The sequence below is a fragment of the Streptomyces afghaniensis genome (assembly GCF_044327915.1).
GTDB classification, from domain to species: Bacteria; Actinomycetota; Actinomycetes; order Streptomycetales; family Streptomycetaceae; genus Streptomyces; species Streptomyces afghaniensis.
The window spans coordinates 14,404-37,486 of the sequence record NZ_JBIRGJ010000016.1; the positions used below are offsets into that span (position 1 = coordinate 14,404).

21 protein-coding genes and 2 pseudogenes are annotated in these 23,083 nt (G+C 70.2%); 13 read left to right on the forward strand and 10 right to left on the reverse strand.

The window, feature by feature from the left end:
* Positions 1 to 420: 420 nt before the first annotated feature.
* Together ACH4G3_RS42410 and ACH4G3_RS42415 are read right to left on the reverse strand one after the other, a co-directional pair.
* Positions 421 to 789 (reverse strand): hypothetical protein, encoded by a 369-nt coding sequence (locus tag ACH4G3_RS42410; RefSeq protein ID WP_449657614.1) that lies wholly within the window; start codon positions 787 to 789, stop codon positions 421 to 423.
* 98 nt (positions 790 to 887) lie between these two features.
* A pseudogene (locus ACH4G3_RS42415) lies at positions 888 to 1,335 on the reverse strand (ATP-binding protein); the annotation flags it as partial.
* 37 nt (positions 1,336 to 1,372) lie between these two features.
* Between ACH4G3_RS42415 and ACH4G3_RS41795 the strand changes: the two are divergent.
* Positions 1,373 to 1,833, forward strand: a pseudogene (locus tag ACH4G3_RS41795) (transposase); the annotation flags it as partial.
* A gap of 71 nt (positions 1,834 to 1,904) precedes the next feature.
* Here the strand turns inward: ACH4G3_RS41795 and ACH4G3_RS41800 are convergent.
* Positions 1,905 to 2,444, reverse strand: coding sequence for a GNAT family N-acetyltransferase (locus tag ACH4G3_RS41800; RefSeq protein WP_397629394.1), 540 nt, complete (start codon positions 2,442 to 2,444; stop codon positions 1,905 to 1,907).
* A 177-nt stretch (positions 2,445 to 2,621) separates the two neighbouring features.
* Here ACH4G3_RS41800 and ACH4G3_RS41805 point away from each other — a divergent pair, with 177 nt between their 5' ends.
* The gene (locus tag ACH4G3_RS41805; RefSeq protein ID WP_397629395.1) at positions 2,622 to 3,188 is read left to right on the forward strand and encodes a DUF4240 domain-containing protein; all 567 of its coding nucleotides are present in this window, start codon (positions 2,622 to 2,624) and stop codon (positions 3,186 to 3,188) included.
* Positions 3,189 to 3,383: 195 nt separating this feature from the next.
* Here the strand turns inward: ACH4G3_RS41805 and ACH4G3_RS41810 are convergent, their stop codons facing one another.
* The 3 genes from ACH4G3_RS41810 to ACH4G3_RS41820 are packed head-to-tail and all read right to left on the reverse strand — an operon-like array spanning position 3,384 to position 4,547.
* The gene (locus ACH4G3_RS41810; RefSeq protein WP_397629396.1) at positions 3,384 to 3,506 is read right to left on the reverse strand and encodes a hypothetical protein; all 123 of its coding nucleotides are present in this window, start codon (positions 3,504 to 3,506) and stop codon (positions 3,384 to 3,386) included.
* Positions 3,507 to 3,555: 49 nt separating this feature from the next.
* Positions 3,556 to 4,086: a hypothetical protein gene (locus ACH4G3_RS41815; protein ID WP_397629413.1), complete on the reverse strand. Its 531-nt coding sequence runs from the start codon at positions 4,084 to 4,086 to the stop codon at positions 3,556 to 3,558.
* A complete protein-coding gene (locus ACH4G3_RS41820; RefSeq protein WP_397629397.1) occupies positions 3,990 to 4,547 on the reverse strand; it encodes an RsbRD N-terminal domain-containing protein in 558 nt (185 codons plus the stop codon). Before ACH4G3_RS41820 ends, ACH4G3_RS41815 begins: the two co-directional genes overlap by 97 nt.
* Positions 4,548 to 4,769: 222 nt before the next feature.
* Between ACH4G3_RS41820 and ACH4G3_RS41825 the strand changes: the two genes are divergently transcribed.
* Together ACH4G3_RS41825 and ACH4G3_RS41830 are read left to right on the forward strand one after the other, a co-directional pair.
* A complete protein-coding gene (locus ACH4G3_RS41825) occupies positions 4,770 to 5,108 on the forward strand; it encodes a hypothetical protein (protein ID WP_397629398.1) in 339 nt (112 codons plus the stop codon).
* 66 nt (positions 5,109 to 5,174) lie between these two features.
* Positions 5,175 to 5,336: a hypothetical protein gene (locus tag ACH4G3_RS41830; protein WP_397629399.1), complete on the forward strand. Its 162-nt coding sequence runs from the start codon at positions 5,175 to 5,177 to the stop codon at positions 5,334 to 5,336.
* A gap of 137 nt (positions 5,337 to 5,473) precedes the next feature.
* Here ACH4G3_RS41830 and ACH4G3_RS41835 read toward each other — a convergent pair whose 3' ends face one another.
* Positions 5,474 to 6,139, reverse strand: coding sequence for a TetR/AcrR family transcriptional regulator (locus ACH4G3_RS41835; protein ID WP_397629400.1), 666 nt, complete (start codon positions 6,137 to 6,139; stop codon positions 5,474 to 5,476).
* 176 nt (positions 6,140 to 6,315) lie between these two features.
* On the opposite strand from ACH4G3_RS41835, the gene ACH4G3_RS41840 reads away from it, so the two are divergent.
* From ACH4G3_RS41840 to ACH4G3_RS41850, 3 genes are all read left to right on the forward strand, one after another.
* The gene (locus ACH4G3_RS41840; RefSeq protein WP_397629401.1) at positions 6,316 to 7,347 is read left to right on the forward strand and encodes a medium chain dehydrogenase/reductase family protein; all 1,032 of its coding nucleotides are present in this window, start codon (positions 6,316 to 6,318) and stop codon (positions 7,345 to 7,347) included.
* 118 nt (positions 7,348 to 7,465) lie between these two features.
* Complete coding sequence (locus tag ACH4G3_RS41845) at positions 7,466 to 8,944, forward strand: alpha/beta fold hydrolase (protein WP_397629402.1); 1,479 nt, start codon at positions 7,466 to 7,468, stop codon at positions 8,942 to 8,944.
* A gap of 208 nt (positions 8,945 to 9,152) precedes the next feature.
* Positions 9,153 to 9,476: an ester cyclase gene (locus ACH4G3_RS41850; RefSeq protein WP_397629403.1), complete on the forward strand. Its 324-nt coding sequence runs from the start codon at positions 9,153 to 9,155 to the stop codon at positions 9,474 to 9,476.
* A 1,102-nt stretch (positions 9,477 to 10,578) separates the two neighbouring features.
* Here ACH4G3_RS41850 and ACH4G3_RS41855 read toward each other — a convergent pair.
* The 3 genes from ACH4G3_RS41855 to ACH4G3_RS41865 all read right to left on the reverse strand — a co-directional run bounded on the left by ACH4G3_RS41855 (position 10,579) and on the right by ACH4G3_RS41865 (position 12,086).
* Positions 10,579 to 11,271: a hypothetical protein gene (locus ACH4G3_RS41855; protein ID WP_397629404.1), complete on the reverse strand. Its 693-nt coding sequence runs from the start codon at positions 11,269 to 11,271 to the stop codon at positions 10,579 to 10,581.
* A gap of 55 nt (positions 11,272 to 11,326) precedes the next feature.
* Positions 11,327 to 11,509 (reverse strand): hypothetical protein, encoded by a 183-nt coding sequence (locus tag ACH4G3_RS41860; RefSeq protein WP_397629405.1) that lies wholly within the window; start codon positions 11,507 to 11,509, stop codon positions 11,327 to 11,329.
* Between the two features lie 448 nt (positions 11,510 to 11,957).
* Entirely contained in the window at positions 11,958 to 12,086 is a 129-nt protein-coding gene (locus ACH4G3_RS41865; RefSeq protein WP_397629406.1) for a hypothetical protein, read from the reverse strand.
* 172 nt (positions 12,087 to 12,258) lie between these two features.
* On the opposite strand from ACH4G3_RS41865, the gene ACH4G3_RS41870 reads away from it, so the two are divergent.
* The 6 genes from ACH4G3_RS41870 to ACH4G3_RS41895 all read left to right on the forward strand — a co-directional run bounded on the left by ACH4G3_RS41870 (position 12,259) and on the right by ACH4G3_RS41895 (position 22,905).
* Positions 12,259 to 13,638 carry an FAD-dependent oxidoreductase gene (locus ACH4G3_RS41870; protein WP_397629407.1) on the forward strand — a complete coding sequence of 460 codons (1,380 nt, stop codon included), beginning with the start codon at positions 12,259 to 12,261 and terminating at the stop codon, positions 13,636 to 13,638.
* Positions 13,639 to 13,795: 157 nt separating this feature from the next.
* Entirely contained in the window at positions 13,796 to 14,344 is a 549-nt protein-coding gene (locus tag ACH4G3_RS41875) for an EF-hand domain-containing protein (protein WP_397629408.1), read from the forward strand.
* 195 nt (positions 14,345 to 14,539) lie between these two features.
* Positions 14,540 to 18,964: an amino acid adenylation domain-containing protein gene (locus tag ACH4G3_RS41880; RefSeq protein WP_397629409.1), complete on the forward strand. Its 4,425-nt coding sequence runs from the start codon at positions 14,540 to 14,542 to the stop codon at positions 18,962 to 18,964.
* A gap of 428 nt (positions 18,965 to 19,392) precedes the next feature.
* Entirely contained in the window at positions 19,393 to 20,154 is a 762-nt protein-coding gene (locus ACH4G3_RS41885; protein WP_397629410.1) for a hypothetical protein, read from the forward strand.
* A 68-nt stretch (positions 20,155 to 20,222) separates the two neighbouring features.
* On the forward strand, positions 20,223 to 21,320 hold the full coding sequence (locus ACH4G3_RS41890; protein WP_397629411.1) for a terpene synthase family protein: 1,098 nt from the start codon (positions 20,223 to 20,225) through the stop codon (positions 21,318 to 21,320).
* Positions 21,321 to 21,528: 208 nt separating this feature from the next.
* Positions 21,529 to 22,905: a cytochrome P450 gene (locus ACH4G3_RS41895; protein ID WP_397629412.1), complete on the forward strand. Its 1,377-nt coding sequence runs from the start codon at positions 21,529 to 21,531 to the stop codon at positions 22,903 to 22,905.
* The last annotated feature ends 178 nt before the right edge of the window (positions 22,906 to 23,083 follow it).

Sequence of the window (23,083 nt, forward strand, 5' to 3'; positions counted from 1 at the left end):
GTCGCGATGATGCTTCGGCCGATGACGTTCATGCGGTCGACAATAACGCGCCCAGTCCTTTGAGGCAGACGAATTTTCCTGGCCTCGCGCGGGGCCCGTCAGGCAGGCGGCCGGGAACTCGATAGTGGTGAAGCTGCCTCGCCACCTCTGATGCTCAGAAGCGCCAACACGAGCGCTCAGGCATACCTGTTCCCGGACGTCAGGAGCAGCCTGCGGGTCTGAACAGAAGAACTTGGCCGGGAACTGCGCCGAAGCCTGGATTGCCGCGCACCCCACAGAGTCCCGCCTGGTCCGGTTCACCTCCGACCCTCGCGCCAAGCGGGGCGACGAGACCACGCCTGACCAGACCGGAGAACCGAGATGAAGCCGGCGGTGGCCTAGCAGCGGGCGGGCTCCGCTCGTGATGCGGAGCCCGACGGTTCAGTCCTGCCAGTCCAGCTGCGGTTCGGGGATCCCGATGGAGCGCGCGTAGTTCTGTGCCTGCTGGCGTCCTTCCGCTTGTCTGCGCGGATAGCGGAAGACCTTGTCGGCGAAGACGACGAACGCCTCGGTGGCTGTGTTGTAGTTGACGTACCAACCCCCCGTGGGGGCCAAGCAGGCAGCTAGTTGCTCGGCCAGACGCTCGGCGTCGGCCTCCTCGGCAGCGAAGTCCAGGAGAGTCCACTGCTGTGGCTGCTCAGCCGCCGCGCTGTTCACCTCCACTCTCGCAATCTTGGTGATGTGCAGCGTGACTCCGGCCAGTTCGGCCCCGACCCGCAGACTTTCGGCGATCAGCACGCCTTCAAGCACCCGATCCTCCTTGATCTCGACGCGGTGAGAGTAGCGGGGGCCTGTGACAGCAGTGGCGGTGGCCGGAGACTCACTCGATAGCCGTTCGGGGATTTGTCGGGCTTGTCGGTGGGGTTCCTCGGTCGCTTGTTGGGCCGGTAGCTGGGGCCGTTCATGATGACCTGGTGGCTGGGCGTTGATCAGCCGGTCCAGCAGCGACTCGGCGACGACGGGGTTGGGGAAGAGGGGATACCAGTCGCTGGGCGCCCGGTTGCTGGTGATGATCAGGGATCGGGCCTGTCGCTCGCTGACGAGTTCGTAGAGGTCGTCGGCCTGGGGTGCGGTCAGCTGGCGCATCGCGACGTCGTCGAGGATGAGCAGGTCAGGGCAGATGAGTTCGCGGATGCGGTTGTCCCAGGTGCGGTCCGCGTGGCCGCCGGCGAGCTCGGCGAGGATGCGGCTGGTCTTGGTGAAGAGGACGCCTGCGCCCCTGCGGATGGCGAGGTGGCCGAGGGTCTGGGTGACGTGTGTCTTTCCGACGCCGACCGGGCCGAGTAGGGCCGGAGAGACGACCGAAATGCAGGGCGGCAGCGCGGGCGGGGAGGCCGCGGACGACCTCGCCACGGCCACCGAAGCCGCCTTCCACCAGCACGCCGACAGCGAGATCCTGCTCAGCTTCCCCGGCCTCGGTCCCCAGCTCGCAGCCCGCGTCCTCGCCGAGATCGGTGACACGGGACCCGCTTCGCCGACGCCAGAGCGCTCAAGTCCTACGCCGGCTCCGCTCCCATCACCCGTGCATCCGGCAAGAAACGCTCAGTCGGCCGCCGCTTCGTGCGGAACAACCGGCTCATGCACGCGGGTTTTCTCTGAGCCTTCTCAGCCCTCCAAACCTAACCCGGAGCGAACGCCCACTACCGGCGCCGACGCGAACACGGCGACTGGCACAATGCCGCACAGCGCCACTTGCTCAACCGCTTCCTCGGACAGCTTCACCACTGCCTCCAGACCCGGCAGCCGTTCGACGAACAACGCGCCTTCGCGCCACTCCTGCCAGCGCCTGCCTGACCCGCGAACCCGCCCGGCTCCGTCAACGAGAACAACAGCACTTCGACAAATCCGAACTGTCGAGCGCGAGCTCAATCGGAGGGCGGGACCGGGGACCGCAGGCCGAGCCACTGCTCAGCGTCCCAGGCCCGGAACCGCTCCACCTCGGTGAACCCCAGCTTTGCCGCGAGGCGCATCGAGCCGACGTTGGCGGTCTGGGTGGCGAGCACCACCGGCTCACCGGGAAGCACGCTTTCGAACCAATCAAGTGCCGCCGCGCACGATTCGGCGGCATACCCGAATCCCCACGCCCGTGGCAGGAACAGGTAGCCGAGATCGGCCTTCCCCGCGGCAGCCGGGCGGCTGCGCTCCGGCGCTCTCCTGAGCAGGATCTGGCCGATCATCGCCCCATCGAGATCCACGACGAAGCTCCCGGGCCACCGCTCGGGCACCTCGGGCAACTCGCGCTCAAGCTCATCACGCGGGCGGGGTCCACCGAGGTAGGTGTGCACTTCTGGCGACGCCAGCAGTTCGATGAACACCGCACGGTCCCGGGCCTCGGGCTCACGGAGCACGAGCCTGCCGGTCCTGATCGGTGCAGGCGGCCAGGCAACGGGTCCGAGATCAGTCATGTCGGCCAGCCAATCAGCAGGCTCAGCAGCGATCAAGACTCGCGGACCCTCTTGACTTCTTAGCCCCCTGACATGTCTAACGGGACTCGTGATCGCCCGGACAGCTCCTCAGCTTGACTTTTAACCTCCGCGCGCGTGCGGAGGAGGCTGTCGTAGCGCCCTGGCAGACTGCCCGCCATGGATACCGAAGCGTTCTGGCGTGCGCTGGACGCCGCTAAGGACAGTGACAAGCCGCTCGACGTGGCCGTCGTCGACCATCTGTCGGCCCTGCCCGCGGAAGAGATCCTCGCCTTCGAGCACCGCTTCTCCCGTCTGCGCGACGCGGTCTACCGCTGGGACGTATGGGCGGCTGCCTACCTCATTGGCGGGGGCTGCTCCGATGACCGGTTCAGCGACTTCACAGCGGGTCTGGTGGCGCTCGGACGTGAGTGGTACGCACGGGCAGCTGCCTGCCCTGACGCACTCGCCGAGCATCCTGCCGTGCGTATCGCGGCGGCCGCCGGGGACCAGGACGTCATCTTCGATGAAGACTTCAACTTCGTAGCCTCCAGGGCGTATAAGCGACTGACCGGTGACTCGGACGCCTTTTGGGAGGACTGGGAGGCCTACACCGACGCTCTCGCCACGACCGAAGAGGAGGACGGCGAGGGCATGGGCGAGTCGTTCGACTTTGGAGATGCCCAGCAGATGCGCCGGCGTCTGCCGCGGCTGGCTGCGCTCTTTCTCGGTTCTGGACCAGGCTGACTCACACGGGGCCTGCAGGTTCCGGAACTCCCGTGCGACGAGCGCCGTATCGGCCCGTGTCCCATACCCCAGGCGACGGCCGATCACGGCACGACGAGCCGCCGCTCATCAGGAACTTTGCGCCTACAACGAACGCCAAGGGCTGGTCTGAGGTTAGAACTCAAGCTAAGAAACGACGTCTTAGGCTGTTCGATGTCAGTCGGCCTGGGCGCGGTGCCGCGTCCTGGCGCCGTACTGGACGGCGAGGCGGAGCGCGAGGTGGATCTGCAGGCGCTGTTCGCTGAGGGGAGCGGGCAGCAGCTCCTCGATGCGGTGCATCCGGTAGACGATCGTGTGCGGTGCACATGCTGCTCCTCGGCGGTGCGGATCAGGCTCTGGCCGGTTTCCAGATAGCTGAGGAGGGTGGCCCGGTGCTCGGCGGCGGTCGGGTCGTCCTTGGCGAGGGGGCCGAGCGTCTCCTGGACGTACCACCGGACGCGTTCCAGATCTGTGGAGACCGCGGCCGGCAGGCTGACGGTGTGCCAGTCGGTGACGTCGTCGGGTGTGGGCGTGGCTTCGACGACGCGTGCGGTGTCGAGTGCCTGCAGGTGGGTGCGCCGAATCCGTCGGTACCGGGTGCTGACGGCCCGATGACCGCGCGGGTGCCTGCGAGCGCGTGCCGTACGGAGGGCAGAGCCTCCCGCTCCCGGTCTCCGGGGCGCAGGGCGCGACTCAGCCAGGCCCAGAGCCGGTCTCCCTCAGCGGTGACCGTCAGCAGGGTCGCGCCGGGCAGCCGGTCGGCGAACTGGGCGGCCACGCGGTTCAGCCATGGGCCGGTGGCTCCATCAGGCCGCCACAGCACGATGCCCGTGTGGTGGTGGCCGAGGGTGAGGCCGAGGTCCCGCTCGGCGCGGTCGATGTCGAGGGGCGACGGTCGAGGATGGCCTGGACGGCGACCCGCTGCCAGGCCGCCCTGCCCTCGGCGAGGCGCTCGCGTTCGGCCAGGTAGTCCCCGACCACCAAGGTGATTGTGCTGTCCATGACCTCGGCGACCGTCAGCGGTACCGCGGCCAGAGCCTCGGCGGGCAGGGTGGGCCCCATGCGGGCCAGCAGCTGCTCCAGCCAGAGCCGCTGGCATTCGCGCATGCTGCGGACGACCGTGTCGAAGGGAACCGCCTGCTCGGCGGCGGAGGCCGCGATCTGCCGGTAGGTGTCGGTGACCTCGTACTGGAAGTCGTGGCCGGCGAGTCTGGCCAGGATCTCCAGCAGCAGGGCCTCGCAGGAGCGGTGGATCGCCTGGACTGGCAGGTCGGTTCGCTCCGACTCCTTCAGGACGACCGTCTGCAGAGCGCGGGCGCCCCATTTGACGGCCCAGGCCACGGGCTCCGGGCCCAGGGCACGAGTGGCTTCCTCCAGGGCGTCCGTGCTCAGGGCGGCACGAGCCGATGCGGCCCTGGGGCGCGGCCCGGGACTGAGTGCCGCGATCGCGGCGGCGATGTCTCCGGCAGCTGGCTTCCGGACGGCATTTCCTCGCTTCTTCCCAGTCAAACGTGCTGCTGCCAGAGCTCGGCCGGGTCGCACCCGAGTCGGTCATCGGGAAACGTGAACGCCGCCACCCTCGGCCTTCAGCCGCTGGCCCCCGCACCGGAGGATGTGGTGGCCAAGCTGACGGACCAGGAGCGGCAGCGCCACGGGGCGATCGGCATGTTCGCCGCCGTCGGCTCCGGCTCTTTGGCGATCCAGCCGACCCGCCCGCAGAGCCTCGCCTACGGCCTGACCGACTCCCCGGCCGGCCAGCTCGCCTGGAGCATCGAGAAGTTCAAGGAGTGGTCCAACCCCGCGGCCGAGCTGCCCGAAGACGCCATCGACCGGGACACCCTGCTCACCAACGTGATGCCGTACTGGCTCACCGCAACGGGCGGATCGGCGGCACGGATGTAATACGAGGGGGACAAGCACGCCCAGGACGGATGGTTCCCCCTCTCCCGTTCCGAGGCGCCCACCGCGGTGGCGAACTTCGCCGGCGACATGGCGATCCGGCACCGGGCCGAGGAAGCCAACACCATCGTCCGCTGGAACGAGTTCGACCGCGGCGGACACTTCGCCGCCCTGGAGGCCCCCGACCTGCTCACCCACGACGTCAGAGAATTCTTCCGCGACCTGCGGTGAGTCCACACCAACGAGCCGACCGCCGCGACGGCGAGACCGCACGACGGCAGGCGCACCGCACGTACGGGATCTTGCAGGCCAGAGGGCAGCTGTCGCATGCCGGGTGGATCACCGCGATCGCGGTGTCCTCAAAGGGTCTACTGGGTCAGGTGGCGCAGTTCGCTCTCGTACAGTTCGGCCGCGTCGAGGCCCATGCCGGTGAAGTGGCCTGCCAGTTCCAGGGAGAGGATGCCGTGCAGGCGGGTCCAAAAGCGCAGGGCGCGGCGCAGGGCGGCCGGCGGTGCGGGGTGGTCGGCGGCCCACTGCCGGTGTTCGGCGAGGTGGGCCTCCAGACGGCGGTCGGGGTGGCCGTGGTCCGGCGTGTCGGAGGCAGTGTCGGCCGGCTGGGCGGTGTCGAGGAGGGCGTCCATGATCTCTGAGGCGATCGCGGTGACGTCGTCGGGTGCGTGGTAGCCGGGGACGGGTGTGCCGTAGATGAGGAAATAGCGCTGGGGGTCGTCCAGTGCCCAGGCGCGCAGAGCGTGCCCGAGTCCGGCCAGATCCGCACCCGACGCGGCGGCGGCGCGGATGGTGTCGGCGAGGCTGCGGTAGGCATCGCGGATCAGCTCGGTGATCAGTTCGTCCCGGCTGGCGAAGTACCGGTAGAGGGCGGGGCCGCTCATGCCCATCTGCTTGGCGATGGCGTTCAGGGACAGCCCCGGCGCCCCGGCGGCGGCGATCTGCTCCCAGGCGCGCTCCTTGATCTCGGCCCGCAGTTGGGCCCGGTAGCGCTCGCGTGGGGTCTCCTTGCCCGCGATGGTCATGTGCTCATTCCGTCCCTTGTGTGATCACCGGATCCTGGGAGCCGGGACCGGCTGCTCGGCGCCCACCTTCAGTTAGACCCTATTACGAACGCTCTTGACTGTCACTCCCGGTGAGTTATAGCTTCTAACGAAAGCGCCAGTCACTAACTGCGCTGGTCGGGTCGATGGAGGACGTCATGAACGCCGGAGAAATGATCGAGGTCGTGCTGCCGGGCAGGGTCGAGCCGGAGGGGCTTGAGGTACGGCAGGGCGCCGTCCCGGCCCCCGGACCGGGCCAGGTCGTCGTCCGCATGGAAGCCACCGGCGTCTCCTTCGCCGAGCAGCAGATGCGCCGGGGCCGCTACTACGACCAGCCGCCCTTCCCGTTCGTCCCCGGTTACGACGTGGTCGGCACCGTTTCGGCGACCGGGGACGGTGTCTCTCCGGGCGTGGTCGGCACCCGGGTGGCCGCGCTGCTGAAGGTCGGCGGTTGGGCCAGCCACGTGGTCGTCGACGCCGCTGACGTGGTGCCGGTGCCGGAGGGGATCGGCGCGGCGGAGGCGGAGACCGTGGTGATCAACGGCATCACGGCCTGGCAGATGCTGCACCGCAAGGCCCGCGTCCGGGCCGGGCAGACCGTGCTGGTGCATGGCGCCAACGGGGGAGTCGGCACAGTCCTGGTCCAGCTCGCCCAGGCCGCCGGCGCGAAGGTGATCGGTACCGCTTCCGCGCGCCACCACCCCGCCTTGCGGGAGCGGGGAGTGACCCCGATCGACTACCGCACCGAAAACATCCCTGCCCGCGTCCGCCGGCTGGCCCCGGGCGGCGTGGACGCCGTCTTCGACCACGTCGGCGGTCGCAGCATCGCCGACTCCTGGAGCCTGCTCGCACCCGGCGGCACGCTCGTCTCCTACGGCAGCGCCTCAACCCGCGACGACGAGGGCTCCAAGCAGTGGCCCGTCCTCAAGCTGCTCGGCCGGGTGTGGCTGTGGAACGCGCTGCCCAACCGCCGCCGCGCCTACTTCTTCAACGTCTGGGCCGGCCGGGCCCTGAGCCGCGGCCGCTTCCGGGTCCGACTGCGCGCCGACCTCACCGAGGTGTTCGAAGCGCTGAGGCGCGGTGAGATCACCGCCCAGATCGCCGCCGAGCTGCCACTCACCCAGGCCGCCGAGGCGATGCGGCTGGCCGAGTCCGGCACCGCCGCCGGAAAGATCGTCCTGCATGGCTGACGATCCACGCAGAAGCCGGCGAGCACCCGCCCACACCCCGCCGCGCCGCCCTCGCCGCATCGTCCCGGCACCCCCCTCTGCGCCGTCACGGCGCGAAGACGTACAGGAGAGTCCTGCCATGTCCAGACGCCACACGTATGTCCGGCGGGCCTTCATTGCCGCCGTCGCCGCTACGGCCACCCTCGCCACCCCGGCGGTCGCCGCCCCCGCGCGGACCCAACCGACCACCCCCGCGAGCCGGATCAGCTGGAGCGCCTGCCCCGACGCGGAGTTCGAGGGCATGCAGTGCGGCACGCTGCGGGTCCCGGTCGACTTCACACACCCGCACGCCGGCAGGCTCACCCTCGCCCTGGTCCGCCGCCCCGCCGACGACCAGGCCCATCGTCAGGGCACGCTGCTGCTCAACGACGGCGCTGGCGGATCGTCGATCGAACAGCTCCGGCTTGCAATGCAGATCGGCTTCCCGTCGTTCGCCGGCGTCATGAGCCGGAACTTCGACCTGGTCGCCGTCGACCCGCGCGGAGTGGGCCACAGCACGCCGATCCGCTGCACCACGCCCCTCAAGCCTGCTGGCGTCAGCCACTTCCCGCACAGCCAGGCGCAGTTCGACAGGCTCGTGGCCCACAACCGCGCCTTCGCCGAGGACTGCCTGCGCCGCAACGGGCCCCTGGTCGCCCACGTCGACCTGGCCAGCACCGCGCGGGACTTCGAAGCCGTGAGAACCGGTCTCGGGGAGAAGCAGCTCAACTGGTACGGCATCCACTACAGCACGCTGCTCGGGCGTACCTACGCCGACCTCTACCCCGGCCGACTGCGCACCATGGTCCTCGACACGGCGCTGGACGACACCACCACGCCCGCCGAGCGAATCCGCAGGGAAGCAACCACAGCGGAAGAGGCGTTCCGCCGTTTCACCACCTGGTGCGCCACCTCGACGGACTGCGCCCTGCACGGCAAGGACGCCGCAGCCGAGTACGACGCCCTCGTCGCACGCGCCGACCGCAGCCCGATCCCCGTCACCGGCGGCGGCCGACCACTGACCGGCGAGGACATCCGCAGCGCCACCCAGGACTACCTGACCCTCTCCGGCGTCACCTGGCCGGCTCTCGCCCGGGCCGTGGTCAAGGCACAGGCCGACGACGCCACCGACTTCACCTACGAACCCGACGACACCCTCGACCCCGTCCAGGTCCAGGTCCCCGCCTGCCTGGACACCGCGCGCCCGGTGACCACGTTCGACCAGCTCACCCGGTTGCGCAAGGACCTGGCGCGCATCTCCCCGCACCTGGGTGGTGCCGTGCGCTCATGGACCGCGCTCACCGGCTGCCTCGGCTGGCCCGTCCCCGCCCGCCCCGTGGCGGCCGGCGCTCCTGTACACGGGGCGCCGCCCACGCTCGTCCTGCAGTCCACCCACCAGGCCCTCGCTCCGCACAGCGCGGGTTTCGCCATGGCGGCCCAGCTGCCCGGCAGCGTCGTCCTCAGCCGTGAAGGCGACGACTACAGCATGTTCCTGCTCTCGCAGTGCGTGCGCGACGCCACCAACCGCTACCTCACCACCCGCGCGCTGCCCGCTCCCGACACCACCTGCACCGACTGACACTCGTCCCACTGACCAGACATCCGAGAGCCATCATGACCACCACCTCGTCCGCCACCACAGCCGAACATGCAGTCACGGCACAGAGGCACCAGACCCCCGCCAAGGGACCCAAGGCGATGCTCGACGCGTGGCTTCGCCTCTGGAACGGCGACTTCACCCAGGCGTCGGGCATCATCTCGCCGGACTTCAAGGTCACGCCGCCCTCTTGGACGGAGGGGACGGCAACAGCATCCGAGGCACGGACGGCCTGGTGGCCTGGATCGCCCAGACACGCACCGCCTTCCCCGACCTGCGCTTCTCACTGCAGATCGACCCTCTGATCGCCGGACACCAGGCGTGCGTGCGCTGGACGGCCACCGGCACCTACGCCGGCGGCTTCCCCGGGGCGAAGGCCCAGCCCGGCACCGTCGTCACCTTCACCGGCACCGACACACTGCGGATCAAGAACGGCAAGTTCGTGGAGTACTGGCTCAACTCGGACACCCTCCAACTCCTCACCCAGCTGCGCGCACCGTGGGGCAGGCCATGAGGTCCTGGACACCCGTCGAGTGACCTGACCTGGCTATGCGCCGACCACACCTCCAAACTGCCAGACCGGCGGTGGGCTACGCGCTTCTTTGCGCCTTGGCGGCGCGGGAAGGCGGCTGACCACGCTGCTCGGCTGGTTGCCCGATGCAGGTCTTCATCGGCCTGCTGGTCCGGCCGAGCGCCTAACGCGTAGTGCGCTCGGGGTGGGTCGTGTGGTCGGAAGGACGCTGGCCACGATCAGGCGGGGGATTTCCGTGGCGCTCCGGGCATGCCGGATGATCCGAATGCTGTCTTCGATGTCGCGGTGACGAAGCGGCTCGCAGGTTCGGGCACGGGTGTGTGTTCAGGCGCGGGGGCTGGATGTCTGGAGTGTGGGGAGTCGGCGCCGGGCGGTGGAGGACCATCTTCGGTTCGCTCGCAGCAGCGGTGCGGCAGGCGAGACGGAGCGCATGCTGCTGGAGGCGGAGTTGCCGGAGTGGCAGCGGATCGAGACGCAGCTGCAGTCCTCCGGGCAGGCCGGGTACGACCCCGAGACCGATCCGGTGGCTGTCGCCCGGCGGAGGAGATGCGCTGGCGCGCGCGGGCCGCTGCTGACGTCCGGGAGGCGGCCTGCCGGGCGGAGCGTGAGCGCCGGGAGGGGGCGCTGCGGCGCGCGGAGGATCTCCTGGACCTGGACCTGGACTTGGACCTGGCCCAGGCCGGGAAGCTGGACGCCTCCGTGCTCGTGGAAGCGGACGACCCGCACGCCTGGCGGATGCTGTGCGGGCGTTCCCCGGCCGCGGTGCGCCAGGTCCATGCCTGGATGGCGAGGGCGCTGGCCGCCGGCTCCGGCGCCCTGGCCGACCCTGATGTCCGGGCCGCGGCCTGGGAGGCTCTGCCGCAGCAGGTGACCGCCCACGCCCTGCTCCTTCAGGCCCTGGCCGACGTACCGCAGTCTCCGTCAGCGAGGACCCCCTGCCGTTCGTCGGCGTGCTCGCCGAAGCAGCCCCCGAGGCCACGGAGGAACTCGCCTGCTGGCTCGCCGCCACTCCTGGCCTTGCCTGACCGGCGTGTGGACCACCTGATCGATGACACTCGCGTTCAAGGCGCTCCTCAAGGCCCCGTCACGTTCTCCGCGCCGACACAGCACCACCTCCGTGTCCAGGCCTGCCGCCACTCAGCGCCGACCGGAGTGCCGACGGCTTCGTGGCTAGAAGTCCTCGTACCTTGGCCGGGTCGCGGCCCTCGCGTGTTGCGTAGATGCCCTTTTTGTAGGTGGGGACGGCTTCGCCGGGTAGGTCGGTCTCCTCGAAGCGCCAGGTCTGGTTGGGGGCGCTTCCGCGTTCCGCTACGACGGCCCAGTGCCCGCCGTTGCCGGAGGGCAGCAGGGTGGCGACCTTGTTCTCGTGCGGGCCCGGCCAGAACATCCCTTCGCGGGCCGTCCACTGGGTCTGGCCGGGGTTGCCCCAGCCGTACAGGCCCAGCCCGACCGGCTGGGAGACGCCCCCCAGGGCCCCGACGTGGAGGGCGAACGTGCTGCGGTTGTCCTTGTTGGCGTTGACCAGGTGCCACCACGCCTCCCCGTGGCTCTCCAGCTCGCAGAAGAACCAGACCTCGGCCCGGTCGCCCTTGGGCTTGCGTACGGTCAGCACCTGGTCGTTGGTGTGGGAGTAGGGGATGAAGCCCTCCTCGCCGGTCAATCTGTCATGCGCCTTCTGGGCGCCGTGGGTGGTGCCCCCGTGCGCGGCGGCCAGACACTTCTCGGTGTCGGCGTTGATGATGCGGAAGAACTTCGCGGTCGGAAATCCGTGGCCCATGTGACTCCTCGCATGCGGAACATGAGATGCCGTTTCGTGCCCTGCCCCGGTGTTCTTACAGGTACTCGAGCACCCAGCTGACCGGGTTGTCGTCCACGCGATCGGCGGCGCTCTGCTTCCAGCGCCCGATGGCGATCTTCTCCGCCCCGGCGGGGAGCTTCTTACCGGCACGGGGGCCGTTGTTCTTGACGTCCCACGGCTGGATGCCACCCCACGCCGTGCCGCTGAACACGCTCACGCCGAGCTTCACGTCCCCCCAGGCGGAGCCGAAGAGCAGCCAGAGGTCTCCCCAAGCCCGTCTGGAAATGTGGCATCGGTGCTCCTTGTCTTGTCGCCCCGCTGAAAGCGGCGCAGATGGGGAAGCTGTCCGTGCGCTTGCGGTCGCCGCCGGGAAACTCGTCCAGGACCGGCCGGAACTCTCCGGCCGGCACCCAACTCACCACCGTGCGCGGCGAGTTGCACGCTATATGCGGCTTCAGGAGCCTTCGCCCGACTTCATCGGCAAACCCCCCGGATGGCGGTAGTGGAGGCTCTCGCGGTACCTCTGCTTCGCTACCGCGCCTGCCGTTGAAGCGGGCCAATCCAGAGGACGCCCGGCGCCCACACGCACTCCAGCGCGATGCCGCTGGCCCGGGACAGCGAAGGGCCCCGGGCCGCACGCAGCGTCCGGGGCCCACCCGCCAGCGTCAGGATGCCGCCCAGTCGAGTCCGAGGTCGGCCAGAGTGCTCGGGGCGCGGCTGCCGTGGGGGAGCGCCTCGCCCGTGACCGCATGTGCGACCGGCGCGTGCCCGGATGCCGTACGCAGGCCGGTCATGCGACTTGCCTCAGTAGGGCACGTGCAGGTGGTTTCGGGCTGGAGGCTCTGGCTCTGTCGGGGGTGGGTGTGGGCTGAATGGTGTGTGCCCGTCCGGGCAGGGCCTTCCGCACCACCAGGTCCGCCGCAAGGGCGCGCGCCTTTCGGTATTGCCCTATCCCGGAGGACTTTCTTGCACGCGGACACGACGGCCTCCCGCGACATGTTGGACCACTCTCAGGCGAGACTGGCGGGACGGGCGGTGGTCGTCGGCGCCGGGATCGCGGGGCTCGTTGCCGCCCGGGTGCTCGCCGACCACTTCGAGACGGTCGTCGTCCTCGAGGCGGCGCCGCTCCCCTCGACGCCCCTGCCTCGCAGGGGGGTTGGCCAGGCTCGGCATCCGCACGGCCTTTTGGTCAGCGGTGCCGCGGAACTGCAGCGCCTCTTTCCAGGGCTGCGGGAGGAGTTGTCCGCTGTCGGGGCGCCGTCGTTCGACTATGGGCTGCGTACGTCGGTTGTGCTCGGGGGACGTCGGGTGCCGCGCGCTCCCGCGCAGGTCACCGTGCAGGCGTTCTCCCGCGACCTGTTGGAGTGGACCCTGCGCAGACGTGTGCTGGAGGACTTCGCGGTGACCGTTCGCGACCGCAGCCGGGTGGAAGGGCTGTGCTGGAACCCTCGCGCCTCACGGGTGACCGGAGTCCGCCTGGAGGGCGGGCGCACGTTCGACGCACTGCTGGTGGTCGACGCCTCCGGGCGCTTCTCCTCGCTCCCCGCCTGGCTGGAGGAGGGTGGCCATGTGCGCCCGGTGCAGTGGGTTACGGACGCGTCCCTGGTGTACGCGACCAGGACGCTGCAAGCGCCCGCGCAGGATTTCGACGCCCTGTTCCAGCCGTACAGCGCCCCGAGGCAGTCGCGGGGCGGTTTCGCCGCGCGACTGGAGCACGGGCATTGGCAGGTCACCCTGTACGGTGCGGGCGGCGATCACCCGCCCGTGGACCCCGAAGGCTGGCGGCGATTCGCTACGAGCTTGGGCAACCGCGACCTCGACCGCCTGCTCGCCGGCGCCGTCCCCGTCCCGGGCGGCAAGGTGCACGTGTTCAGACGCACCGAGAACCGCCTCACCCTGTATGCGCGGGCCCGTGACTGGCCCGACGGGCTGGTCGCCGTCGGCGATTCCATCGGCGCCTACAACCCGGCCTACGCGCAAGGCATGGCCACGGCCGTGCTCCACGCCCGTGTCCTGTCGGACCACTTGGTGCGGGCCCGACGTCCCCGCCCGACCAGGAGACGCGGCACCAACCACACCCGCATGGTTCAACGACAGCTCACTCGCATCGCCCGCAAGCAGTGGATCGTGGCCGCAGGCGACGACCTTGTTTGGCAGTACCGGATGAAACGAGGCTCATTGCCCTTCTGGCTGCGCCCGCTCGCCTGGTACAAGGAGCGCCTGTTGCGGTGCGCGGCGACCAACGCAGATCTTCACCGTTTGTTCGTCAGTGTTTTCCACATGCTCAGGCCCCTCTCCGCGCTGGCCCACCCCATGACCCTCATAAAAGTCCTGCGTGCCCGCTGAATCCTCCGGTTCCAGAATTCCAGCCCATCGATTTCTATGGTGCGATAATTCGATGCACAGAGTAATTCGCCCAAGGTTTGGCAACAGTGCAGTCGGAAATGAATCCAGCGTCCACCGTTCGGCATTCGCCGGAAAAAGCATGCATGGAGGAATCGCGATGACCACGGAATCCGTCCTGCGGAAGTACGACCTGATCTTCGACCGACTGGACGCCGATGGGAACGGGGTCCTGGAATTCGCCGACTGCGAGCACATGGGCCGAAAAATCATCGACTCGGGTCACGCGCCCGAGGGCTCGGCCAAGGCGGACGCCCTGTTCACCGCCTATCGGCAGGCCTGGGACCGCCTCGCGGCGGCGGCCGACGAGAACGGGGACGGCATCATCACCCGCGAGGAGTTCCACTCCGCCATGGCGGACACGCTGGGGCGCAGGGAACAGGTGGTCGCCGGCTGCCGAGCCGTTCTGGACGCCGAGTTCGCCGTCATCGACGAGAACGACGACGGCCTCGTCCCGGTCGCCGACTTCCAGCGCTATCTGGAGGCACTGGGCTCCAGCTCGGCGCAGGCGGCGGAGACATGCGCACTGCTGGACGTCAACAAGGACGGACAGGTCTCCCGGGAGGAATTCCACGACGGCTGGGCGAAATACTTGCTCAGCGACGACCTGGACGACGCGGGAAGTCGTTTCCTGGGCGGCCTGGCCTGACAGAAATGCCCGCGCCACAGGGACCCGTGCACCGCTGAAATTCCCGTCACGTCCGCTATTTGGCAATAAGGGAGCCAAGGCGTGACGGCTCAATGTGCTCCTACATTCCCTGGGGGGGAAATGAAGGCAGAATTTGCACTGCACGCTTCCACATCGAAGATTTCTCTTTTCGAGTCCGAAAGCACCCTGTGGCACTTGTTCCGCCGGCGCGCGGAGGAACGGCCCGCAGCGCCCTCCGTCACCGACGCGTACGAGAGCCTGACGTACGCCCAACTCCTCGCCGAGGCCACCATGTGGGCCCGCTCCTTGCGCGCGGACGGCACCGGGCCGGGGGAGCCGGTGGCGTGCGCGGTACCCCGGAGTGTGCGTGCGGTGGTGGCGCAGCTCGCGGTGTTCGCGGCGGGCGCGGTGTACGTACCGGTGTGCGCCGACGACGCCCCCGACCGGCTGGGCGCCCAGCTGGCGGGGGCGGGCGCACGGCGGGTCCTCGCGCTGTCCGGGCAGCGGCTGCCCGACGGGCTCGACAGGATCGACCTGGACGCCCCGGGGGCCCGCCGGCGCGCGGCCGGGCTCGCGGACACCGTACGCCTGCCGGGCCCATCGCCGGAGGCGACGGCGTACCTCATCCACACCTCGGGCACCTCGGGCCGCCCCAAACCGGTCGCGGTCACGCACCGGGCCATCGCCCACACCATGCAGGCCTACGCGCACCGGTTCCCCACACCCGTCCGGCACATGGCAGCCGTGTCCCCGATGACGACGGACGCGTCGTTCCCCGGAATCTGGTGGACGCTGCTGGCAGGCGGAACCGTGTGGCTGGCCCCGGCCGACCCCCGGCAGGCACTGGACGACCTCGCCGCGCAGCTGTCCCGGGGGCCGGTAAGCCACGTGGTGCTCACGGCCTCGCTGTACGGGGCGGTGCTGCCCCGACTGGACGGGCCCTCTCCGCACCTGCGGCAGGTGCTCCTGGGAGGCGAGCCGTGCCCGAGCGAGCTCGCCGCCGAGCACCACCGCAGGCTGCCCCATGTCGAGCTGGTCAACGCCTACGGGCCCACCGAGGCCGCGGTGTGGTGCACCGCAGCCGTACTGCGGCCCGGCGAACCGATCACGGTCGGCACCCCGCTGCCCGGCACGCCCGTACTCGTCATCGGCGGTGACGGACTGCCCGTCCCGGCCGGTGAGAGGGGCGAGGTGTGCATCGCGGGCGCCGGACTGGCGCAGGGGTACCGGGGAGACGACGAGCTCACCGCCACCCGTTTCGTGGCCCACCCGCACCACAGGCACGAACGGATGTACCGCACCGGTGACCTTGGCTGTTTCGACGAGCACGGCAGGCTGGAACTGCTGGGCCGCCTCGATGCCCAGGTGAAGATCCGCGGCTTCCGCGTGGAGCCCGACGGCGTCGCCCGGGTACTGCGTCAGGTTCCGGGAGTGCGGGACGCGGTGGTGGGCGTGCACCAGGGGCGTCTGGTCGCCCACGTGGTCCCGCAGTGGGACGAGCAGAGCGCGGCCGGGCAACTGCACACCTCCTGGAACCGGCTCTTCAGCGGGCTGGACTTCCGCGACGAACGCACAGGGTGGACCAGCAGCTACACCGGTGAACGGCTCCCGGACGCGGAGATGGACGAGTGGATCGGCGCCACCGTCCGCCTGGCCACCGAGGGCGCGCCCCCGCGCAGCGTGCTGGAACTGGGCTGCGGATCGGGCATGGTCCTGGTCCGGCTGGCCCCGGCGGCGGAACGCGCGGTGGGCGTGGATGCCTCCGCCGAGTCCCTGGCCGCCCTGCGCGCCCGCCTTGACGGCCTGGGCCTGTCCCGGGTCGAACTGCGCCAGGGCGATGTGACCTGTGCGCCGGACGTCTCGGGAATGGACCTGGTTCTGTGCAACTCGGTCGTGCCTTATTTGAACGGCGAAGCGCATCTGGCCCGTACGGTGACAGCCGCGCTGCGGTCGGCCGCGCCGGGCGGCCGCGTGGTGTTCGGGGACGTGAAAGACCGTTCCGTACAGGACGCCTTCCACGCGTCGGTCGTCCTCGCAGGTGCCGACGACGCCGTGAAGGTGGAGGCCCTGCGCGCCCAGTGGCGGCGGCGGGTCGCACTCGATCCGCACCTCCTGGTGGACCCGCGCTGGTTCACCCGTTGCGGCGGGGCTCATGCCGAGGTGCGACCACGCACGGGGACGGCCCGCAACGAGATGAACGACTTCCGCTTCGACGCAGTCCTCTTCCCGCGCCTGCCTGCATCACGAGAACTGACCGGAAAGCCGGAACGCGGCGGCCCGCCCGCTGTCGTCGAAGTGAAGCAGTGGCACGCTTGGCCCGGAACCATCGAGACCCTGCGCGAGCTGCTGTCGGACGAGGCGGGCGCGTGCGGTGTCCTGCGGATTCCCAACCGCCGTACAGCGGGGGCGTGCGCAGTACGGGACGTCCTCGCGTCCGGCCAGGCCACTGCCTCCGCCCACGCCACTGTCCCCGGCCACGCCGCCACCGCCGCCGACCTGCGCGCTCTGGCCGCCCGCGCGGAGGAGGCAGCCGTCCACCCCGCGGCCCTGGAGGAACTGGCCGCGGAACTGGGACGCCCGGTCCGCATGTCCCGCGCGGCGGGCTACCCGGACGGCGCCTTCGATGCCGTCTTCCTCCCCGCAGCCCCCCTGGCTTCCGTCGCCCGGGACGGGGCACCGCAGGCGCTGGTCCGCTGGCCGCAACCGGCATGCGACGGTGAGCTCCTCTCCGCACCTGTACACCGGCATGTGCTGGCGAAGGCGTCCGAGGAACTCCTCCCGGCGCTCCGCCGTGCGGCCGAGGCACTCCTGCCCGAGCAGGAACGGCCCGAGCGGTACGTACTGCTGACGGAACTCCCCTTGGGCGGCAACGGCAAGCTGGACCGTTCGGCCCTGCCCGCGCCGTCGGGTGAGCGGCCTGCGGTGTCCACCGCGTACCGGGTGCCCGAACTGCCGGTGGAGGAGACCCTCGCCGCGATCCTGGCGCAGGCCCTGGAGCTCGAGCGGGTCGGTGCGGACGACGACTTCGTGGAGTTGGGCGGAGATTCACTCAGAGCGGTCAGGGCTGCCACCCAGATCGGGGAAGCCCTGGGCAGACGCCTCCCGGCCCGCACCGTCCTCGAACACCCCACCGTGGCGCGTCTGGCCGCCTACCTGGCCGCTCTGCCGGCAGACCCGACCGCACCCGCAGCGGCACGGGCGGCGGCACCTGTGCGCGCGCAACGGACCGTCCCACCGGCGGCGGACGCCCTGCGAGAGGTCGGTCCGGACGGGGTGCGGCTCGCCGCCGGGCCCACCCACCAGTTCCTGCGTGTCAACGACGACCGGGCAGGCGGCATCCTGCCCAGTCACGGCCCGCGCTTCGCGCTCGCCTGCCACTACCGCATCCGCGGCCCCCTCGACGTGCGCGCGCTGTCCGCTGCCGTAGACAGGCTCGTCGCCCACCAGCCCGCGCTGCGCACCGCCGTGCACCTGACGGGCGAAATGGACGCACTGCACCAGACGGTGCACCCCGCGCGCCCCGGAATCCTGCGCCACCACCCCCTCCGAACGGACGCCTCCCGCACTCCGGAACAGGTCCTGGCTGCCCTGGACGCCGCCGACCCCCTCGACGCTGCCACCGGGCACGTCTTCACAGCGACGCTGCTCACCGTCGGCCCGCACGACCATCTGCTGGGCCTGCGACTGCACCACCTCACCTCCGACGGCTGGACCCTCAACCTCCTCGAACAGCAGCTGTCCCTCCTGTACACGGACATCACCACCGGCACCAACCGACCCCTGCCGCCCACCGACTACCCCGGCCTGAACGCCCCCGAAGAACCCCGCCCCGAAGACGTCTCCTTCTGGACGGACCGCCTCTCCGGCGCACGCCCCAACCTGCTCATCCCGCCCGCACACTTGGGCGCCCACACCGACGTCCATGACTGCCTGCTGCGCACCCGGCGCGTCCCCGCGGCCGCCGCCACGGCGTTCCGGGCACTGGCCCGCGCCGAGCGGCTGACCCCGGCCAGCGCGCTGTACGCGTTGTTCGCCAACGCCGTGGCCGCCGACACGCGACAACCCGAAACGCTGCTCCTCGCGGTCAGCGCCGCCCACCCTCAGCACACCGCTGACACCGCCGGCCTGTACGCCCAAGCCGTGCCCGTACGACATCAGGTCCCCCAGGAACCCACGCTGACGGCCCGTCAGGCCATGCATGCCGCCGACACGGACCTGCGCCAGGCCCTCGCACACGACAGCGCCTCCCTGCTCACGCTCGCAGGCGCGCACCCACCGATCGGGGAACTCTTCGCCGCCTCCCAGTTCGTCTTCTACGACTACCTCCCCCCGGTCGAGGGCCTACGCCTGCGTGGCTGCGCCATCCAGCGAACCGACCAACTCGACCCCGCCTTCGCCGGCCAGCTCTTTCAGCTGCCCTGCGACCTCGGCCTGTTGGCGCGCGACAACGACGGCGCCCTGGACCTCGCGGTCATCTTCGACCCGGCCTACGCCCCACCCCACTACGCCGAGAACCTGTTGCTCCGCCTCGCGGACGGGCTCACTGCCGTCGCCGAATCGGCCGACCGTCCATGGCGGGACCTGATCCCGGCGGACTCCTGGCTCTCAAGCCTGCGCTGACCGCCGTCGGCGCGACCGCGTCAACAGCGAGTGCGGCACGGGAACGGGGGAAGCGTCTGTCTCCCGGGGCCCTCCTGGGGGCTGCGGCGGATCGTACGACTGCCGGAAACATGGGCCATGGGGCTCGCGTGCCGGAAGGCCGGGAGCCCGGGCGCCACGGAAGGCCGGGAACCCGGGCGCCCGGAAACCGGGGCACCCGCGCAGGCAGCCACCCCCCGACAATGGCCGGCTCCGGAGCCCTGCGCCCCACGCCGCGTGCACGAAAAGGGGGCCTGTCCCCAGGGCCCCGGCCCCGACACCACACCCGCCCCTGGCCGCCCTCGGCCCCGGACCGCACGGTTCCCGCCCAGGAGAACCGGAGGCCTCAGCCATACCCCCACCTGCTTGCCCTGCCCCCGCCTCCCATCCCGCCGAGAGAGGACACACCTATGCCCCGTACTCAGCACATCCATGACGAACGCCGCGAAACGAAGATCGCCGGCTGGATCGGGATCGTCATGGTGGCGCTCTTCCTCGTCCCGCTGCCCTTCGTCCGCAACCCCCTGAGCCGCCCCTTTCCGTACTGGAGCGACTCCTCCGACACCATCGGCACGTGGTTCGCGCAGAACCCATCGATCTCCGGCTACACCATCGACATCGCCTTCGGCATGCTCTTCATCTGGTTCGCCGTCGGGCTGAGGCGGTGGCTGACGTCCCCCGGGCGGACGCCCCTGGAAGCCGAACTCCTCGTCCCCAGCGCCCTGTCCGTAGGCATCTGCTGGATGATGTCCAACGCCGCGTTCCTCCTCGGCCCGGTCGCCGCCGAGCGCCCGGCCGCAGTCAACAGCGCCTACCTCCACCTCAGTTACGACCTGTGCGTCACCTTCGGGTACGCGGGGTCGCTGCCGCTCGCCCTGTTCTCCTACGCCGCGGGCAGCCTGATCCTGCGGAACACCACCCTGCCCCGCTGGACCGGCCGGGCTTCCCACATCCTGGCCGTGGCGCACTTCGCGTACTTCTTCAACGTCCTGACCACGACGGACACGCCGTTCACGCCCTGGGGCTGGGGCAGCTTCGGATCCTACGTCGGGTTCGCGCTGTGGGCCCTGGCCCTGTGCACCAAGATGATCCGCTCGTCGCACCCGGCGGCACACCTCGCCCACCTCCCCGCGCCCGCCACGCCGACAACCACACCGTCCACCACCCCCTGAACCCCCGCGACGCGCCACCCGGCAAGGCCCTCCCGGGGCCTTGCCGCCCCCACCACCCGGGAGTTCCCATGGCAACCGGCACCGACACACCGCTGACCGTGCCACCCCTGTACTGCCCCTTCCCGCCGCGCCGCTCGCCGCACGCCGAGGCCGTCGACGCGGCGAGCCTCACCTGGATGCAGCGCTTCGACCTCTTCCAGGACGACGCCCACCGCGAGTACACCCGCCGTGCGCACGTCGGAGAGTTCGTCGGCTTCGGTATCCCGGACGGCCGCGCCGACACCCTGCTGACCGGCACCAACTACTGCAACTGGCTCTTCGCCTTCGACGACGCCCTGTGCGACGAGACACTCGGCGGAACCACGCCCGACACCCTCGCCCCCTACCTCTCCCGCCTCAGCCGTGCGCTCCAGACCCCAAAGGCCCCGCTGATGCGGGACGACAAGTGGGCGGCCTCCCTCCTCGACATCCGCCGCGACCTCGCCCGCCAGGGCACACCGGCGCAGGTCTACCGGTGGACCGACCAGGTCGACGCGTACTTCTCGGGCTTGGTCTGGGAAGCCGCCATCCGCCGGCAGCCGCGCTCCGCGAGCCTGGACGACTACCTGATGATGTGGCAGAACAGCAGCGCCGCCCTGTCCGCCCTCGCGTTCATCGAGATCGCCCAGGACTACGTCCTGACCGCCGAGGAGTACCACGACCCGCGCGTCACCGTCCTGCACGACCTGTGCGTCGCCCTCATCGCCTGGCACAACGACACGACGTCCTACAACAAGGAAGCCTTCCGGGAACAGCACTTCGGCTACCCCGAGGCGATGAACCTGGTACCGGTTCTGGCCCGTGATCACGCGTGCACCCCAGAACAGGCCCTGGCTGAGGCGACGTTGATGCACGACCGGGCCATGCACCGCCTGCACCGGCTCTCCCAGCGAGTGATCGACGGAGACAACCCCCGCCTCGCCCGCTACGCACGCGCCCTGACCGACTGGGTCGCCGGCAGCCTGCACTGGCACCTCACCAGCGGCCGTTACAACAACCCGAACAACCCGGGCCAAAACGTGGCCCCCCGCATCCCCATGCCCCGCATCGTCACCCGCCCGGCCGACCCGGCACTCCTCGACCAACCCCTCACCACACCGGTTGCCGCCTGGTGGTGGACTGCCTGATCCACGCACCCCACGAACCACCTGTCCCACAACCACCCCCCAACCCCCCTGAGAACCGGACCGGCTGCACACTTCCGCCACATCATCGCTCGCGCCCGCCGCTTGCACGACGCCCTCAGCCACCCCTGCCGCCACGCTGCCGCGCCTTCTGCAAGCCGCCGCGCCGGCCGCCCTCTCCCTCCACTGATTCCTCCATCCCAGGAGAACCGTGTCCCACGCCGCTTCCGTCACCCCTTGCACCCCTGCGCGACCGCCGCTGCTTCCCGGCGCACTGCCGCTGGTCGGGCATGCCCTGCGCCTGCTCGACAACCCCGCCCGCTTCCTGACCGCAGCGCCCGCGCACGGACCGCTCTCCCGGGTACGCCTCGGCCCTCTCACCGCTACTCTGGTCGCCGATCCCGAACTCACGCGACAGGTGCTCCTCGACGACGTCCTCTTCGACAAGGGCGGTCCGTTGTACGACCGGATCGCCGATGTGATGGGCAACGGCCTGCTGGCCTGCCCCCACGCCCGCCATCGGCAGCAACGGCGACTGCTCCAGCCCGTGTTCCACAAGGACCGGCTGCCCGCCCACCTCGACCTGATGGCCGCCGAAATCACTCACGGCATCGCACAGTGGCAACCGGGCCAGAGCCTCGACATGGCCGCCCAGGCCCAGACCCTGACCGCCCGCGCGATCGTCGCCACCCTCTTCGACGGCACGCTCACCCCCGCCACCGCCGCCAGCATGGTGGAGGACATGTCGGCGATCACCGCCGGCATCTACACCCACGCGCTCCTCCCCGCCGCTTACACGCGCCTGCCCCTGCCCGCCAATCGCCGCTACACCCGCGCCCAGAAGCGTCTGCGTGCCACGTTGGGCCGCGTGATCGCCGCACACCGCTCCCGCACCACCGATCACGGCGCCTTCCTCACCCTCCTCACCGAACCCGCCCCGGACACTCACCCCCACCCACTGTCGGACAAGGACATCAGCGACCAGGTCATCACCTTCTTCATCGCCGGGATGGAGACCACCGGCAACGCCTTCGCTTGGGCCGCCCACCATCTGGCCCAGGACCCCGCACTTCAGCAACGCGTCCATGCCGAGGCGGCAGCCCTGCCCCGAGGCCCCCTCACCCACGCCCACCTGCCCGGCCTGGAAGTCACCAGCCGCGTCGTCACCGAAACGCTGCGCCGCTACCCGCCCGTCTGGTTCCTGACCCGCACCGTCAGGCGCGACACAACACTCGGCGGCCACCCGCTGAACGCCGGAGACACCGTCGTCATCAGCGCCTACCTCGTCCAGCACCTCTCCTCCGCTCACCCCCGCCCCCAGCATTTCGATCCCGACCGCTGGTCGCCCCCGCACTCCACGCCCCCCGCCCCCGGCTCCCTCATCCCCTTCGGCCTGGGCGCCCGCAAATGCATCGGCGACACCCTCGGCATGGGCGAACTCACCCTCGCTCTCGCCACCCTCACCCGCCGCTGGAAGCTCACCCCGGCCACGACGACACCGGTCCGCTACGAAAAGGACATCGTCATCCGCCCCCACAATCTCCACCTGCGCCTTCAACCACACCCGAGCAACAGCGCCGACACCTGACCGTGCCTACGCCCGGTGCGCCCTCTGCTTTTGCGAACGCGCTGCAGGGACGCGCCGTCATGCGGCCGCCTGTACACGCTGGTCTTAGAGGTCCTAACAAAGGCGTTGGACGTGGCGGTAGGTGATCAGGCAGGTGGCGAGGCCAAGGAAGGCTTCGTGGATGTCGTCGCGTCGTTCC

Excerpts from the sequence above, each read along its gene's own strand:
- ACH4G3_RS41875 (WP_397629408.1), top strand. The coding sequence starts at position 13,796 with ATGACCACGGAATCCGTCCTGCGGAAGTACGACCTGATCTTCGACCGA.
- ACH4G3_RS41805 (WP_397629395.1), top strand. The coding sequence starts at position 2,622 with ATGGATACCGAAGCGTTCTGGCGTGCGCTGGACGCCGCTAAGGACAGT.
- ACH4G3_RS41890 (WP_397629411.1), top strand. The coding sequence starts at position 20,223 with ATGGCAACCGGCACCGACACACCGCTGACCGTGCCACCCCTGTACTGC.
- ACH4G3_RS41865 (WP_397629406.1), bottom strand. The coding sequence starts at position 12,086 with ATGACCGGCCTGCGTACGGCATCCGGGCACGCGCCGGTCGCACATGCG.
- ACH4G3_RS41800 (WP_397629394.1), bottom strand. The coding sequence starts at position 2,444 with ATGACTGATCTCGGACCCGTTGCCTGGCCGCCTGCACCGATCAGGACC.
- ACH4G3_RS41840 (WP_397629401.1), top strand. The coding sequence starts at position 6,316 with ATGAACGCCGGAGAAATGATCGAGGTCGTGCTGCCGGGCAGGGTCGAG.
- ACH4G3_RS41835 (WP_397629400.1), bottom strand. The coding sequence starts at position 6,139 with ATGACCATCGCGGGCAAGGAGACCCCACGCGAGCGCTACCGGGCCCAA.
- ACH4G3_RS41855 (WP_397629404.1), bottom strand. The coding sequence starts at position 11,271 with ATGGGCCACGGATTTCCGACCGCGAAGTTCTTCCGCATCATCAACGCC.
- ACH4G3_RS41845 (WP_397629402.1), top strand. The coding sequence starts at position 7,466 with ATGTCCAGACGCCACACGTATGTCCGGCGGGCCTTCATTGCCGCCGTC.
- ACH4G3_RS41885 (WP_397629410.1), top strand. The coding sequence starts at position 19,393 with ATGCCCCGTACTCAGCACATCCATGACGAACGCCGCGAAACGAAGATC.
- ACH4G3_RS41810 (WP_397629396.1), bottom strand. The coding sequence starts at position 3,506 with ATGCACCGCATCGAGGAGCTGCTGCCCGCTCCCCTCAGCGAACAGCGC.